This is a genomic window from Nocardia vulneris, from assembly GCF_001613425.1.
Taxonomy (GTDB): Bacteria; Actinomycetota; Actinomycetes; order Mycobacteriales; family Mycobacteriaceae; genus Nocardia; species Nocardia vulneris.
On sequence record NZ_BDCI01000007.1, the window covers coordinates 374,787 to 389,717 of the forward strand.

12 protein-coding genes are annotated in these 14,931 nt (G+C 66.6%); 6 read left to right on the top strand and 6 right to left on the bottom strand.

The genetic code is table 11. The annotated features are described in order from the left end of the window. Positions 1-198 precede the first annotated feature (198 nt). From sigM to NVU01S_RS11010, 5 genes are all read left to right on the top strand, one after another. Positions 199-870, top strand: coding sequence for an RNA polymerase sigma factor SigM (gene sigM, locus NVU01S_RS10990; protein ID WP_244467406.1), 672 nt, complete (start codon positions 199-201; stop codon positions 868-870). A gap of 102 nt (positions 871-972) precedes the next feature. Continuing rightward, a complete protein-coding gene (locus tag NVU01S_RS10995; protein ID WP_043676966.1) occupies positions 973-1,848 on the top strand; it encodes an RsmA family anti-sigma factor in 876 nt (291 codons plus the stop codon). Positions 1,849-1,989: 141 nt separating this feature from the next. After that, positions 1,990-2,976, top strand: coding sequence for a thioredoxin-disulfide reductase (gene trxB / locus NVU01S_RS11000; protein ID WP_014989211.1), 987 nt, complete (start codon positions 1,990-1,992; stop codon positions 2,974-2,976). A 76-nt stretch (positions 2,977-3,052) separates the two neighbouring features. Next, positions 3,053-3,400, top strand: a complete 348-nt coding sequence (gene trxA / locus NVU01S_RS11005; protein ID WP_014989212.1) for a thioredoxin — start codon at positions 3,053-3,055, stop codon at positions 3,398-3,400. A 190-nt stretch (positions 3,401-3,590) separates the two neighbouring features. After that, a complete protein-coding gene (locus tag NVU01S_RS11010) occupies positions 3,591-4,784 on the top strand; it encodes an N-acetylmuramoyl-L-alanine amidase (RefSeq protein WP_041563220.1) in 1,194 nt (397 codons plus the stop codon). A gap of 64 nt (positions 4,785-4,848) precedes the next feature. Here NVU01S_RS11010 and NVU01S_RS11015 read toward each other — a convergent pair whose 3' ends face one another. From NVU01S_RS11015 to NVU01S_RS11025, 3 genes are all read right to left on the bottom strand, one after another. After that, positions 4,849-5,574 carry a GNAT family N-acetyltransferase gene (locus tag NVU01S_RS11015; protein WP_029902904.1) on the bottom strand — a complete coding sequence of 242 codons (726 nt, stop codon included), beginning with the start codon at positions 5,572-5,574 and terminating at the stop codon, positions 4,849-4,851. A gap of 292 nt (positions 5,575-5,866) precedes the next feature. Further along, complete coding sequence (locus NVU01S_RS11020; RefSeq protein WP_043676964.1) at positions 5,867-6,883, bottom strand: ParB/RepB/Spo0J family partition protein; 1,017 nt, start codon at positions 6,881-6,883, stop codon at positions 5,867-5,869. Between the two features lie 70 nt (positions 6,884-6,953). Next, the gene (locus NVU01S_RS11025) at positions 6,954-7,901 is read right to left on the bottom strand and encodes a ParA family protein (RefSeq protein WP_014989216.1); all 948 of its coding nucleotides are present in this window, start codon (positions 7,899-7,901) and stop codon (positions 6,954-6,956) included. A 3,069-nt stretch (positions 7,902-10,970) separates the two neighbouring features. On the opposite strand from NVU01S_RS11025, the gene NVU01S_RS11030 reads away from it, so the two are divergent. Then, a complete protein-coding gene (locus NVU01S_RS11030; protein WP_043676959.1) occupies positions 10,971-12,092 on the top strand; it encodes an FAD-dependent oxidoreductase in 1,122 nt (373 codons plus the stop codon). 172 nt (positions 12,093-12,264) lie between these two features. Here the strand turns inward: NVU01S_RS11030 and rsmG are convergent, their stop codons facing one another. The 3 genes from rsmG to yidC all read right to left on the bottom strand — a co-directional run bounded on the left by rsmG (position 12,265) and on the right by yidC (position 14,930). Further along, complete coding sequence (rsmG, locus tag NVU01S_RS11035) at positions 12,265-13,038, bottom strand: 16S rRNA (guanine(527)-N(7))-methyltransferase RsmG (protein ID WP_081869205.1); 774 nt, start codon at positions 13,036-13,038, stop codon at positions 12,265-12,267. A gap of 148 nt (positions 13,039-13,186) precedes the next feature. Further along, complete coding sequence (locus NVU01S_RS11040; RefSeq protein WP_086006256.1) at positions 13,187-13,693, bottom strand: Jag family protein; 507 nt, start codon at positions 13,691-13,693, stop codon at positions 13,187-13,189. 151 nt (positions 13,694-13,844) lie between these two features. Continuing rightward, positions 13,845-14,930: a membrane protein insertase YidC gene (yidC, locus tag NVU01S_RS11045; RefSeq protein ID WP_042261869.1), complete on the bottom strand. Its 1,086-nt coding sequence runs from the start codon at positions 14,928-14,930 to the stop codon at positions 13,845-13,847. Position 14,931 lies beyond the last annotated feature (1 nt).

Below are 14,931 nucleotides of genomic sequence, written 5' to 3' on the forward strand. Positions count from 1 at the left end.
GTCTCCCGCCGCACGTGTGTCGACCGTGCCGGCGCCGCGCCCGCCGCTCCGGTCGCGCGGCTCATCTCCGAATCCCTGGCAGATAGTTGCTGCCGAATCGCGACTGACGATATGATCTCCTCGCGCTCTCAGCAGGGGAGCTTCCCAGGTTCTGGTGCCTCGATCCTGGATGCTGCGAAATTTCGGTAATGGTCCTCGATGTCCGTTGCCACCGTGAGCGCTGTCAAGGGGTTGGCATTGTCGTCCGATGTGAACGAGGATTTCCGCGGGGGGACGTCGCGGCCAGTCGCGTACCGCGAACGCTCGTTCGTGGCCGGCGACTACAGCGACGTCGAGTTGCTGCAGGCGCATGTGCGCGGGGAGCGGCACGCCTTCGCCGAACTGCTGCGCAGGCATAACGATCATCTCTGGCAGACCGCGCTGCGCACCTCCTACACCCGCGAGGACGCGGCCGATTCGCTGCAGGACGCGCTGCTCTCGGCACACCGCACCGCCGCCAAGTTCCGGGCGGAGGCCGAGGTGCGCAGCTGGCTGCACGCGATCGTGGTGAACGCCTGCCTGGACCGGATCCGGCGCAACAAGATCCGCAAGGCCGTCTCGCTGACGCCGGAGACCGTGCCGGAACCGCGGGACGAGCGCGACGCCGTCGCCGAGCTGGAGATGTCGCTGGTGGTCGATCACGCGCTGTTCTCGCTGCCCGCCGACCAACGCACCGCCCTGGTTGCGGTGGATCTGGAAGGGTATAGCGTGGCGGAGGCCGCCGCGATGCTCGGCGTCCCGGAGGGGACGATCAAGAGCCGCTGTGCACGCGGCAGGCAACGTCTACAAGAACGGCTGGAATTTCTGCGCGATCCGGGGAACCGGAAGTAGTTGAGATGCGTCATTAATAGTGACGAACCCGTTGACGATGTCCTAGTAAGTCCCCGGCCCCGAGGGGATCCCGCGATGTCAGATGAGAACACTGGAGGTGCGATGGCGACCCGGTCCGTGCCGCAGCCTCCGTTCTCGCCCGAACTTCTCGCCGACCTGCATGCCGGCAGTCTCGCGCCCGAACTGCACGAACAGCTGTGGCCCGAGGTCCGGCGCGACGGGGAAGCGCTGCGTTTCGTGCACGCCCTGGACGAGGTCAGCGCCGAGCTGCGCGCACTCGGCCGGTCCGAAACCGTCATCCATCGGATGCCCGACGATGTCACGGCCCGGCTCATGGCCTTCGTCGACGAGTTGGACTCGGCCCCTGAAGTACCCGATGACGCAGCACCCGAGGACGCAGCACCCGAGAACACTGGTGCCACGATCTATCGGCTGCCGTTCTCGAGTGAAAACGACGATGCCGCAGCGGTTTCCGACCGCTCCGTCGCCGAGAACCGGCTGGCCGCCGATCCGGAGCCCGCGATACCACCCGCGCCACCCGCCGCGCCCGTCTCGCTCGACGAGCGCCGCCGGAGCAGGTTGCGCTGGCTCACCGCCGCGGCCGCCGCGATCGCCGTCGTGGCGTGCGCCTCGATCGCGTTGACCGTCGTCCGGGGTAGCGACGACACCCCGCCCATCGCCCAGCCCACCTCGGGCGGCACCGAGCTCGACGAGCCGACCGCGGCCGCCATGCTCACCGCCCTCGGCCGCAACGACGCCACCGGCGCGCTCAGCAACGCGGCAGCGCGCGAACGGTGCGTGCACGCCAACGGCCTGGACCGCACCGTGCTCGGTTCGATGAACATCCGCTATCACGGCCAAGACGCGGTCCTGCTGCTGCTCACCGGGCCGCGCACGCCCAAGATCACCGCCCTGATCGTCGGAACCGGTTGCAGCACAGCAGATCCGCAGTACCTGGCCGTGCAGGACATCGGCTGAGTGAGCCGGCCGACAGCGCGTCGCCCGAGTGCGCCGGGTCACTGAGCCCAACCTCACCGCACACTCCACCAGCGCAGGAACAATAGCCATTACGCTGTTGTTGACCGAGACGTCCGTCGATATCTGCCTGGGAAGGGCCTCATGAGTGCGCCAGTACGTGACCTGATCATCGTCGGCTCCGGTCCCGCCGGTTACACCGCAGCGGTGTACGCGGGTCGTGCCGAGCTGCAGCCGTTGGTGTTCGAGGGCACCCAGTTCGGTGGCGCGCTGATGACCACCACCGAGGTCGAGAACTATCCCGGCTTCCGCGAGGGCATCATGGGCCCCGACCTGATGGAGCAGATGCGCGAGCAGGCCAAGCGGTTCGGTGCCGAGATCCGCACCGAGGACGTCGACGCCATCGACCTCAGCGGCCCGATCAAGACGGTCACCGTCGGCGACGAGACCTACCAGGCGTACGCGGTGATCCTGGCCATGGGCTCGGCCGCCCGCTACCTGAACATCCCGGGCGAGCAGAAGCTGCTCGGCCGCGGCGTCAGCGCCTGCGCCACCTGCGACGGCTTCTTCTTCAAGGGGCAGGACATCGTCGTGGTCGGCGGCGGTGACTCCGCCATGGAGGAGGCCACCTTCCTCACCAAGTTCGCCGCCAGCGTCACCATCGTGCACCGCCGCGAGGAGTTCCGGGCCTCGCGCATCATGCTGGAACGGGCCAAGGCCAACGAGAAGATCAAGTTCGTGCTCAACGCCGAGATCGCCGAGGTCAACGGCGATACCAGCGTGACGAGCCTGACCCTGCGCGATACCCGCACCGGGGAGACCTCGGAGCTGGCCGCGACCGGTCTGTTCGTCGCGATCGGCCACGATCCGCGCAGCGAACTGGTCCGCGACCAGGTGGAGTTGGACGACGAAGGCTACGTGCAGGTCGTGCACCCGTCCACCGCCACCAAGGTGCCGGGCGTGTTCGCCGCGGGCGACCTGGTCGACCACACCTATCGCCAGGCGATCACCGCCGCGGGCACCGGCTGCCGCGCCGCCATCGACGCCGAGCGCTGGCTGGCCGAGCAGGGTGACATCACCTCGAACACCCTGGATCACGCCGGCAGCACGGTGGCCGTGCCCGCCAACTGACCTCTCGCCCCGAGAGTGGTCGCCCGCGTGGCCGAGAAGGCCACGGGGGCACCGCAATTCAGCAAGGAGAAGATCCATGTCCGATAGTGCCAAGACGGTCGCCGGCAAGACGGTCACCGTGACCGACGCGTCCTTCGCCGACGACGTGCTGCTCAGCGAGAAGCCGGTGCTCGTCGACTTCTGGGCGGCCTGGTGCGGCCCGTGCAAGATGGTCGCTCCGGTGCTCGAGGAGATCGCGGGCACGCACGCGGACAAGCTCACCATCGCGAAGATCGATGTCGATGCCAACCCCGAGACGGCCCGCGATTACAAGATCCTCTCGCTCCCCACTATGATGCTGTTCCGCGGCGGTAAGCCGGTGAAGCAGATCGTCGGAGCGAAGGGCAAAGCCGCCCTGCTGCGCGAACTCGACGACGTCATCTGACCCCTGGCATTCGAATGCCATAGGCACCAAAGGTCGTCGGGATCGACCGACGCGCCGTAGGATGCCTGGACCCGGGAATGCCGAATTCCCGTCCGGGTCTGAGACAATCGACCGATGCCGGTCGTGCGAAGGTGTATCCCATCGCATGAGTGGGTACCCGGATTGACGCGGAAGGAAAGGGCTCTCACGCATGCACCGACTTCGTCACGGCGATAGCGGTCCAGCCGTAGCAGAGGTTCGGAGCACCCTGGCAAGTCTCGGGTTCTTGCACGCACACGTCGATGCCGATGGCGCCGACGCACGCGAGTACTGGAAGGACACCGAGGCGTCCTTCGACCATCGACTCGACTCGGCAGTTCGCGCGTTCCAGCAGCACCGCGGACTGCTCGTCGACGGCGTCGTCGGCCCGGCCACCTATCGCGCCTTGAAAGAGGCGTCCTACCGGCTGGGTGCCCGCACACTGATCTATCAGCTCTCCGCGCCGCTCTACGGCGACGACGTCGCGACCCTGCAGCGCAAACTGCAGGATCTCGGCTTCTACGTGCACCGGGTGGACGGCTACTTCGGGCCGCACACGCACGAGGGACTCACCTCGTTCCAGCGCGAGATCGGCCTGGCCGCCGACGGCATCTGCGGACCGGACACGCTGCGGTCGCTCGACCTGCTCGGCGCCCGCGTCACCGGCGGCAATCCGCACCGGATCGCCGAGGAAGAGGTGGTGCACCGGGCCGGACCGCAGCTCACCGGCAAGCGCATCGTGATCGATCCCGGTCTGGGCGGGCCGGACAAGGGACACCCGGTGCCGTCCGAGTACGGCGACGTGTACGAGTCGGAAATCCTGTGGGACTTGGCAAGTCGGCTCGAGGGCCGGATGGCCGCGACCGGCATGGAAACCTTCCTGTCCCGCCCGTGGGGCGCCAATCCCACCGATGCCGAACGGGCCGACACCTCCAACGCCTTCGACGCCGACCTGATGATCTCGCTGCGCTGCGCGACCAACCCGAGCCCGCTGGCCAACGGTGTCGCGGGCTTCTACTTCGGCAACTCGCACGGCTCGGCGTCGATGATCGGTCAGGTGCTGGCCGGTTTCATCCAGCGCGAGGTCGTCGCGCGCACCTCGCTGCAGGATTGCCGGACGCACGCGCGGACCTGGGATCTGTTGCGGCTCACCAAGATGCCGACCGTGCAGATCGATATCGGCTATCTGACAAACGATTACGACGCCAACGTGCTCACCAACCCGCGCATGCGGGACGTGATCGCGGAGGCCATCCTGATCTCGGTCAAGCGGCTCTACCTGCTCGGCCAGGACGATCAGCCGACCGGCACCTACACCTTCGCCGAACTGCTCGCCGAAGAACTGGCCGCCGCCGACCGCATGTAGTCGCACCCCGAAACAACAAGGGCCCCGCACCGATTCGCCGGCGCGGGGCCTTTTTCGGCAACTCTCAGCGCACGCCGACCCGAGCGGGTGGCGTCATCGAGGCGGCCGCCAGCAGCTGATCGAGGGCGCGCTCGACGTCTTCTTTCCAGCCGTGATCGGAGTTGATCTCCAGACGCAGCCGCGGGAACTTGTGGTGCGGTGCGACCACCTCGAAGCCGACATCCTCCAGGAAATCGGCCTCGATCATGCAGGTCTCCGGTGAGCATTCGGCCATCGCGCCCGCCGCGGAACCCTTGATCGGCGCGATGATCCGCTCCATCAGCGTCATCGATCCGAAACGCTCGGACAGCGCGTGCGCCGGGGGATCGGACCGGATGCCGAATGCCTCGAGCGCACGCACACCGCGGCGCACCAGATCGGCCACCACGGCCTGCATCAACTGATGGGCAACCTCGGCATCCTGATACGGGAATTCGGCCCGCAGCGTGGTCAGCAGGACCGCGTCCGGGCTCACCGGCGACGTGGGGAACAGCGTGGCCCGGGGCACCGCGCTCGGCGGCGAGTACAGCGCACAACCCGCGACATTGCCGTCGACGTTGGCCACCTGCCCGCACGAGCCCCACTCCAGCAGGACCGTGGACAGCCAGGCCTCCTTCTCGAAGACCGGATCGCTGAAGCCGCGGGAGTCCTCGGCCACCGCGGGATCCATCTCCCAGAACACGCACCGCCGGGAGTGCGCGGGGAGCTTGTCGAGCTCGCCGAGGGTTAGGGCCGTGACGCTGGTCGACACCGCTCTGCTCAGCCTCCAGCTATCCGATTCATCCACGCTCATGCTCCGCCTCGCCTACGCTCGGCACCGGCATGTGCGAGGCGCGCTGACAATGGGGATGTCTGCTCACACCGCATCACAATTCACTCGCCAGCAAGAATAAGCGATCAACTGATCCCGCCTCATTCCACGTCGCTGTGCTGTTGGTAAGGAACTTGTGCTGGTTCGGTCCCGGAATCACCCGTCGTCACAGTGACGTTTCAACTCCGATCCCATACCTGTCGCAATCACAAGTTTATTTTCGCCACTTCTGTCACAAGTCGCGCTGGGTCTGTTCCATCAAACGAACGATGCGCTCGAGGTCGTCGACCGAACCGAACTCGACGACGATCTTGCCTTTGCGCTTGCCCATGCTCACGATCACCCGGGTGTCGAACGAGCCGGACAGCCGATCCGCCACATCCTGCAACCCCGGCATCTGAATCGGCTTGCGCTGTGGGGTAGGGGCTTCCTCCGGATCCGGCGCCAGCGCCCTCTCCCGGTTTGCGAGAGTGACGGCTTCCTCGGTGCTGCGCACGGATAGGCCCTCGGCGACAATGCGCTTCGCCAATTCGTCCTGGGCGTCCGCGCTGTCCAAACCGAGCAGCGCCCGCGCGTGTCCGGCCGACAGCACACCCGCCGCGACCCGGCGCTGCACCGAGATCGGTAGCTTCAGCAAACGGATCATGTTGGTGACGGCCGAGCGGGACCGGCCGATGCGGTCGGCGAGCACCTCATGGGTGACGCCGAATTCCTCCAGCAGCTGCTGATAAGCCGCCGCCTCTTCCAACGGGTTGAGCTGCACGCGGTGGATGTTCTCCAGCAGCGCGTCGCGCAACATCGACTCGTCCGCGGTCTCCCGGACGATCGCGGGGATGACGGTGAGGCCGGCCTCCTGCGAAGCGCGCCACCGGCGTTCGCCCATGACGAGCTGAAACTTGTCGACGCCCGGCTCGATCCGACGCACCACGATCGGCTGCATCAGACCGAATTCCTTGATCGAATGCACCAGCTCGCCCAGCGCCTCCGCCTCGAACACTTGGCGCGGCTGCTTCGGGTTGGGTTCGATCTGCTCCGGCGGGATCTCGCGATACACCGCGCCGCCGGACGCGAGGTCTTCCTCCGTCGGGTCGGGGACCCGATGCAGATAGGCCGACGCGGGCTGTGGCCCGATCGGATCCAGACCGATGACGCTGGCCGCTTGACTGCTGAGCCCCGGCGCAGTCGCCGGTCCCGTCGGGATCAACGCGGCAAGACCGCGTCCTAGCCCACCCTTCTTCGCCTGACTCATCGGTCCACTGACCCCTTCCTCGTTCCGCCACCACACCCGGTCTCATCGACCTGGCACGTATTGCGCCAGATCACTCCGCGCCTTCGGCGACCCGCACCACCGAGCGCGCCGCCATTTCCCGTCCGGCATCGAGGTAGCTCATTGCGCCTCGGGAGCCTGGATCATAATCGAGCACCGTCATGCCGTAGCCCGGCGCCTCGGAGACCTTCACGCTGCGCGGGATCACCGAGCGCAGCACCACGTCACCGAAATGCCCGCGGACCTCCTCGGCGACCTGATCGGCCAGCTTGGTCCGGCCGTCGTACATCGTGAGAATCACGGTGGAGACATGCAGTTCGGGATTGAGGTGCGCCTGCACCAGACCGATATTGCGGAGCAACTGACCGACACCCTCCAGCGCGTAGTACTCGCACTGGATCGGGATCAGCACCTCCTTCGCGGCGACCATCGCGTTGACGGTCAGCAGGCCGAGCGAAGGCGGGCAGTCGATCATCACGTAGTCGATGTCGTATCCGGCGATATTGGCCTCCTGGATGGCGGCCTTCAGCCGGCCTTCCCGAGCCACCATCGACACCAGCTCGATCTCGGCACCGGCCAGATCGATGGTCGCCGGAATGCAGAGCAGGCGTTCGTTGTGCGGACTCTGCTGGATCGCGTCCTTGACCGACACCTCGCCGATGAGCAGTTCGTAGCTGGACGGCACACCCGAGTGGTGCTCGATGCCGAGGGCGGTGCTGGCATTGCCCTGCGGGTCCAGATCGATCACGAGGACCGTCATCCCCTGATGCGCCAGAGCGGCCGCGAGATTGACCGCGGTGGTCGTCTTGCCGACGCCGCCCTTCTGATTGGCGATGGTGATGATGCGTTGCTCGTGCGGTTTCGGCACTGTCACCTTTCCTGGATGCAGTATCTGGCTAGCGCGTTGAGCTTCGGCCGCGATCGGGGTCTCGCTGGGGGAGATGTTCCCGAACGGCGTGCTCCCGAATGTCTCCGCGTCGAAATTGCTGGAGTCCAGCATTCCCGGCACGCGCGACGTAGTTTCCCGTGAAACATTCGCCGGACCGCTCGACATAGACAGCTCCTAACCCGAGAAACTCAGATCACGTGCGGCCGACGGAGCGTCGGCGCCGTGTCATCAAACAAGCTGTGTCGGATCGAACATGGATGCCCAACCGGGTTCGCGGCGCCCGATCGACCGAGCGGAGCCCTCGCCGCTGTCAACACCAGATCCTCCGTGGCACCTACGCTCACGCCCGACGTCCACTAGCTTGCCAGCCCTGAGCGGGATAAGAAAGCTGAATCGCGGCAACGGACGAAGGACACGCGAATCTGTCCATATTCAGCCACCGATACCCGATGTTTCACATGAAACCCCGCACCCGCCAAGGGGGTTACGCGGACGCCCGGGCTTCCGAAGTCCGATGTTTCATGTGAAACCGTTGTCGGCGTGGAGAGCTGAGCGGTGGGCCAATACGTCAGTGTGACGTATCTCCGGCAGGGTGCTGCGCCCTCCGCCCGGACCAAGATGTGCACGCCAAGATCGAATTGCCCACGGCCACTAGAGCAGTACGGGCACGACTCCTTCCTCGAGCGGCTCGAAGAATCGCGGGTTGCATCGACGGACCCCGATCACCGAAATGATCGCGTTGCCCAGTCGCGTTGCCCAGTCGCGTTGCCCAGTCGCGTTGCCCAGTCGCGTTGCCCAGTCGCGTTGCCCAGTCGCGTTGCCCAGTCGCGTTGCCCAGTCGCGTTGCCCAGTCGCGTTGCCCAGTCGCGTTGCCCAGTCGCGTTGCCCAGTCGCGTTGCCCAGTCGCGCGGTGTCAATCTCGTGCTAGCGCTCGCCAGAACAATCGCGCTCCTTCTCAGGGGGATCGGGGCGGGGGCGGGATCACCGGGTCGGCGAGGGCGGCCAACATGTCGCTATTGGATTCACGTGAAACAGACGCGTCGGAGGATCGGGTGGATTGCGCGGCAGCGGGGTGGGATTGCGCGGCAGCGGGGTGGGATTGCGCGGCAGCGGGGTGCTCCCACTTCGGCGGCGAGCGGGTTGGCAGGGGTGAGGGGAGTGGCGGCCGTCGGGGTATCGCGGGGTTAGGGGGAGCGTGCCCTGTCGAATACCAGATCTTGGCGGGCGGCCCATCAGCACAATGTTTCATGTGAAACCGAAGCCTCGTGGGTGCCCGCCCCGGCTCGGTCATCAGCGGGTGGCGAGTGACCGCTGCGGTCTCGTGGGACCGGGCCGCGACGAAGGAAAGCGCGTACCCGATCGCGCGGAGCACAGACCCGCAAGCTGCGTCCGCCGTCCGGGCCAAGTCCTAGGTGTCCTCAGTCCCGAGTCATCATCGTCTCTCCCGCATAGCCCGCCGAATGCCCGCCGTGCAAAACAGATCGACACCACGCCCCTCCGACGGAATCGGATCTCTGCCCGCGCCGACGCGAAGGTCTTCCGTGTCGGTTCACGTGAAACCGCGACTGGTCGCTCCTTGCACCCGCACGCGGGTCGCCCTGCCTCGACGTCTGCATGGCGTCGCCCCTGCCCCGATGTCGGCATGGGGGTGCGATCGACAAGTGCCGGGCCGGGGAGGGATGAATTCCTAGCGCCCGAAGTTCGGATTCGTTCTGCCCCGTAGTTGAAGGGGTTGCCACTCTCCTCGGCCCCAGAGGATGACAGCGCCGCGTCAATGATTCACGTGAAACCTTGCCCCCGGGCGGATGAGCGGAGCTTCCACGAAACGCAAGCCAAGGCGCTCTTCGTGCACGCGATCCCGTCCCCCCTGTGAACACAGCTCGCGCGATTCTCCGCCCGCGCCGTTCGGGTAGATCTCTCACCCTCCTCGTTCACGAACTCGACTTAACGACAGACCCCCGCAGAACTCCGATGGAGAACCTCGACCCCCAAAGTTCGTCGTCCATGACGATCTACTCACCAAGGATTCCCGTTCGGTTCCCAGCCGCCGGTCCCATTCGAAGGGGCCGCCTGGGGTACCGGTGCGCGGACCGGTAATTGGGTGTCGGCATCGCTTCATCCTTCGGGGGAGCAACCAACGATGATTCACGTGAAACCTCCGCCGCGGAACCGAACATCGAAGCGGATCTCGTTTCCTTGCGGAGCCAAGATCCACCTCCCGCCGCGAAGCAGCTCGACCCCACCCCAGCCGACGGCGGCGATGATCTCACGCGTCCACGCGCGGAAAGTCTGCGAGTCACTTCACTCGCTAATCGCTGCCATCCGGCGCTGGCACCCACCGGGATCGGCGTGCCTGCGTACGTTTCAGCAGAGGGGGAGGACGGGGGAATGACCCGGGGAGGACAGGGAATGAATGGGACCGAACGCGGCTCCACTACTGAGGAACCCCGATCCATCCACTCGGCCGCCGCCCCAGACGCGACCCCGCACGGCGGACACGTTGCCGATCGGACGAGAACCCGTGCAGGGGCGACCGTCTCGCCCTCGCGCTACGCGCCTGCCGCGACTCTCCCGCACCCTCGCCGCGCGCACCCCACGTCCACGCGGCCGGCAAGCACATCCGCGGCACACAACGCGCGTCGAACTCGTCGAGGCAATCGGGCGCATCAGCCTCCCCATCGGAGCGAGGAGGAAGGGCAACGGGTGTGCACCCGAGCATCCACCCCGGAGACGGATCAGCCCGCAGCGGGCGCGGGTTGGGTGAAAGGGAAGTCGGGCACCCAGCAGGATTGAGCAGCCGCTGTCGGCGATAGCGGTGCACCCGATCTCGGCCTACGACGCCGATGCCCGCGCCCCGGATCGAAGCGGGGCTTCGTCATGCCCTACATCCCCTTCTGCCACGGTCCCGCCTTCAGTTCAGACGTAACAACCCGGCGATCGAGGACGCCCCGGGGGGAGGTGAGGTGCATCGCAGCCTGGCCCCCGGCCGCCGAGCCGGATACCGAGTTATAGTGACAAGGTCGCGAAAAACGATGTGCTGCGGGTTCTTCGCCGCGCGTCGCGCATACAACGATGCAGAGGGTTCTGGTCGTTGAGCGTCTCCTCGCTGAGGCCGGACATTCCGTCTGCGCCCAGCACTGACCATCGCCGACGCGGGTCGGCGTGACGAAGGAGCGCATTATGCGGAAGACCATCGCCATTGTCGGAGCAGGCTTGGGCGGGCTGACGCTCGCGCGGGTGCTGCAGGTGCATGGCGTCGACGCGACGATCTATGAGGCGGAGCCTTCGGCGCAGAGTCGTGCGCAAGGCGGCCTGCTCGACATCCATGCGGACACCGGACAGGTGGCGCTCGAGGCCGCCGGTCTGTACGACGAGTTCCGCACGCTGGTTCGGCCGGGTGAGGACGCCAAGCGGGTGGTCGATCTGCACGGCACGATGCTGTTCGACAAGCCGGCGGATCCCGGTACAGCTCAGCCCGAGGTAGACCGTGGCCAACTCCGGCAACTGTTCATCGACTCGCTGGCGCCCGGGACGATCGAGTGGGGCCACAAGCTCGACTCGGTCCGGCAGTGTCCGGCGGGCGGATACGACCTCACCTTCGCGACGGGTGCCACCGCGCGCGCCGACATCGTCATCGGCGCGGACGGCGCCTGGTCGAAGGTGCGCCCGCTGCTCACCGCGGCGGAACCGCGCTACAGCGGAATCTGCTTCATCGAGATCGCGCTCGCCGCAGACAACGAGCACTGCCGGGAGAGCGTGGCCGCGATCGGCAGCGGCACGCTGATGGCGGTCGCGCCGGGCCAAGGCATCATCGCCCATCGCTATGCCGACGGACAGGTGCGCGGCTATGTGGCGCTGAACAAGCCCGAGGCGTGGATGAAGTCGATCGACTTCGGTGACCCGTCCGTCGGTCTCCGCCGGGTGGCCGACGAGTTCGATGGCTGGTCGCCACTGCTCACCGCGTTCGTCACCGAGAGCGACGCGCACCCGTGGCTTCGACCCATCTACGCGCTTCCTGTCGGTCTCACCTGGGACCGAGTGCCCGGGGTGACGCTCCTCGGCGACGCCGCGCATCTGATGTCGCCCTTCGCGGGTGTGGGCGCCAACCTCGCCATGTACGACGGCGCGGACCTGGCGAATGAGCTGGTTACGCAACTCGACACCGAGGTCGCGCTCAAAGCCTACGAAGAGCGACTGTTCCCGCGTAGTGGCGACGCCGCCGGCCGCTCGGCACAGAACCTGGAGACCTTCTTCGGCCGAGAAGCACCGCGGAGTGTGGTCACGCTGTTCGACCACCGGTGAGAGTCACGTGACACTTCGCAAACGATGCTCCACTGCATCGGCGATGCGGTAACCCGGCAACACAGTGGTCAGGCCGCACCCGCCCCCTGTGCGAGTCCACTCTCGGCCCTTGTCGCCGACACATCGGGCAGGGCGCCGACCGAGTAGCAACAAGCCGATTCGACGACCGCCCCTACTTCCCCTTACGCGTGCGCCCGCGCACCCCGTCCGCCCGCTTCGCCGCCCGGGCTTCTTTCCGGGCGGCGGCATGTTCGCTGCGGCGTTCGGCGCGGGGGAGACGTTCGGCACTGATGACGAGGGTGGGGGTGGAGACGAGTCCGGCTCCGCAGGCGAGGACTTGGGTGTGGCCGGCGCCGATGCGGTCCAGGGCGGCGGCGTCGCGCTCGAGTTCTTCGGCGGCGCTGACGCCTTTGAGGGCGAGCATGTGGCCGTGGTCCCGAAGCAGCGGAAACGACCACTGGGTGAGTTTGGCGAGCGGGGCGACGGCACGGGAGGTGACGACGTCGGCGCCGCCGGCTTCTTTCATGACGCCGGACTGTTCGGCTCGGCCGCGGACGACGGTGACGTCGAGTCCGGCGGCTTCGATGAATTCGCTGAGGAAGATGGTGCGCCGCAGCAGCGGTTCGACCAGGGTGATGCGCAGGTCGGGGCGCGCGATCGCGAGCGGGATGCCGGGCAGTCCGGCACCGCTGCCGATATCCACCACGGACGCGCCTTCGGCGATCAGTTCACCGATCACCGCGCAGTTGAGGATGTGCCGATCCCAGAGGCGGGGCACCTCGCGCGGACCGATCAGGCCGCGCTCCACGCCCGCGGTGGCGAGGGCCGCGCAATACTGCCGGGCGAGATCGAGTCGCTCGCCGAACACGACCGCGGCGGCCGCGGGTGGTTCCAGTTCGGCAGGCAACGCGGTGGTTCCACCGAGATCTCGTTCCACGTGAAACATCCTTCCGAACTAGAGGGGGAGACAAACAGGGACCGGACACGAACAAGGCCTCCGATCCGAAGACCAGAGGCCCCATCCAACCACTACCGTCAGAGTGACGAAATACGCCGTCCCCTAACGGTATCCGGTTAACGGCGGACGACTTCGCTCAGGACGGAACGACGACCACGTGCCGGTTCGGCTCGACGCCTTCGCTCTCGCTCTCGACGCCGTCGATCGCCGCCACCGCGTCGTGCACGATCTTGCGCTCGAACGGGGTCATCGGCGCGAGCGATTCCGGCGCACCCGATTCCAGCACGCGCTGCGCGGCGGCGGTGCCGAGCGCGCTCAGGTCTTCCCGGCGCTTGGCACGCCAGCCGGCCACGTCCAGCATGAGCCTGCTGCGCACGCCGGTCGCCTGCTGCACCGCGAGCCGGGTCAGCTCCTGGAGCGCGTCCAGCACTTCACCGTTGCGACCGACCAGCTTCGACAGATCGCGGCCGCCGTCGATGCTGACGATGGCACGGTCACCCTCGACGTCGAGGTCGATATCCCCGTCGAAGTCGAGCACGTCGAGCAACTGCTCGAGGTAGTCGCCCGCGATCTCGCCCTCTTCGATGAGGGCTTCCTCCGCGTCGTTCACGACATCGTCGGCGTCCGTTCCGGCGTTCACCATCGTCGTCGCCACTGTGGCGTCCCCTCCGTCGGTCTCAACTGTCATTTGGGTTTCCTTCATCTGCTCATCACGCTCGCCGGGCGCTCGCCGCCGGACGGTGCGCGATCAAAGGGTTGCTCAGCGTGGTGGCCGCCCGGCCACCGAAGTGTGATCAGCGTCTGCGCTTCTGGTTCGCCCGGCCGCGGTTGCCCGGCCGCTTCTGACCGCCCGGCCGACGCTGGCCCGCAGCCTTGCTGGGGGTCTTCGCGGTGCCGTTGGTCGACGGCGCACCCTCGACAGCATCCTCGACGGAGTCCGCCCCGGGACTCGACTTCTTCTTCACATTGACCGGTTTGGCCCCCGGCTTGGGCGCGTTCTGTGCCCGCTGTTCCAGCTTGGCCAGCTTCTTCTCTTCCTCTTCCTTCTCCATGCGGCCGAAGACGAGGTGCTGCTGCCCGTAGGTCCAGATGTTGTTGGAGACCCAGTACAGGAGGATGGCGATCGGCAGGAACGGGCCACCGACGAGCACACCGAGCGGGAAGACCCAGAGCGCGAGCTTGTTCATCATCGCGGCCTGCGGGTTCGCCGCCGCCTCCGGCGTCTGCCGCGCGACCGACGCACGCGCGTTGAAATGCGTTGCGAGACCGGCGATTATCATCAACGGGATGGCGACGAGCGCGATGTTCAGCTTGCTCGGCAGGCCGAGTCCGTGGATGGCGAAGGCCTGCAGCTCGGTGTTCGGGATGGTGATGAAGGCCGAGATCGGCGCGCCGAAGATCCGGGCGCTCAGGAACGACTGCACATCGGCGGCATTGAACACGTAGTTCGGCGTGTTCGCGTTCTCCGCGATCGACATACCCAGCTGGCCGAAGCCGTGACCGGTGCGGTTGAACGAGCGCAGCACGTGGAACAGGCCGAGGAACACCGGCACCTGGGCCAGGATCGGCAGGCAGCCCATCAGCGGGTTGAAGCCATGGTCCTTCTGCAGCTTCTGCATCTCGACGGCCATCTTCTGGCGGTCGTTCTTGTACTTCTTCTGCAGCTCTTTGATCTGCGGCTGCAGTTCCTGCATCTGTTTGGTGGTGCGAACCTGCTTCACGAACGGCTTGTAGAGCAGCACGCGCAGCGTGAACACGAGGAACACGACGGCCAGTGCCCAGGCGATGCCGCTGTCTTTACCGAGACCGGGCACCAACGCGAAAACCCGATGCCAGAACCACAAGATCCAGGACACCGGATAATAAATGAAGTCGAGCACG

Coding starts and splice junctions, on each gene's coding strand:
- trxB (WP_014989211.1), top strand. CDS start 1,990: ATGAGTGCGCCAGTACGTGACCTGATCATCGTCGGCTCCGGTCCCGCC.
- rsmG (WP_081869205.1), bottom strand. CDS start 13,038: ATGTTTCACGTGGAACGAGATCTCGGTGGAACCACCGCGTTGCCTGCC.
- NVU01S_RS11030 (WP_043676959.1), top strand. CDS start 10,971: ATGCGGAAGACCATCGCCATTGTCGGAGCAGGCTTGGGCGGGCTGACG.
- trxA (WP_014989212.1), top strand. CDS start 3,053: ATGTCCGATAGTGCCAAGACGGTCGCCGGCAAGACGGTCACCGTGACC.
- NVU01S_RS11010 (WP_041563220.1), top strand. CDS start 3,591: ATGCACCGACTTCGTCACGGCGATAGCGGTCCAGCCGTAGCAGAGGTT.
- sigM (WP_244467406.1), top strand. CDS start 199: ATGTCCGTTGCCACCGTGAGCGCTGTCAAGGGGTTGGCATTGTCGTCC.
- NVU01S_RS11040 (WP_086006256.1), bottom strand. CDS start 13,693: ATGGTGAACGCCGGAACGGACGCCGACGATGTCGTGAACGACGCGGAG.
- NVU01S_RS11020 (WP_043676964.1), bottom strand. CDS start 6,883: ATGAGTCAGGCGAAGAAGGGTGGGCTAGGACGCGGTCTTGCCGCGTTG.
- NVU01S_RS10995 (WP_043676966.1), top strand. CDS start 973: ATGGCGACCCGGTCCGTGCCGCAGCCTCCGTTCTCGCCCGAACTTCTC.
- NVU01S_RS11025 (WP_014989216.1), bottom strand. CDS start 7,901: ATGCTGGACTCCAGCAATTTCGACGCGGAGACATTCGGGAGCACGCCG.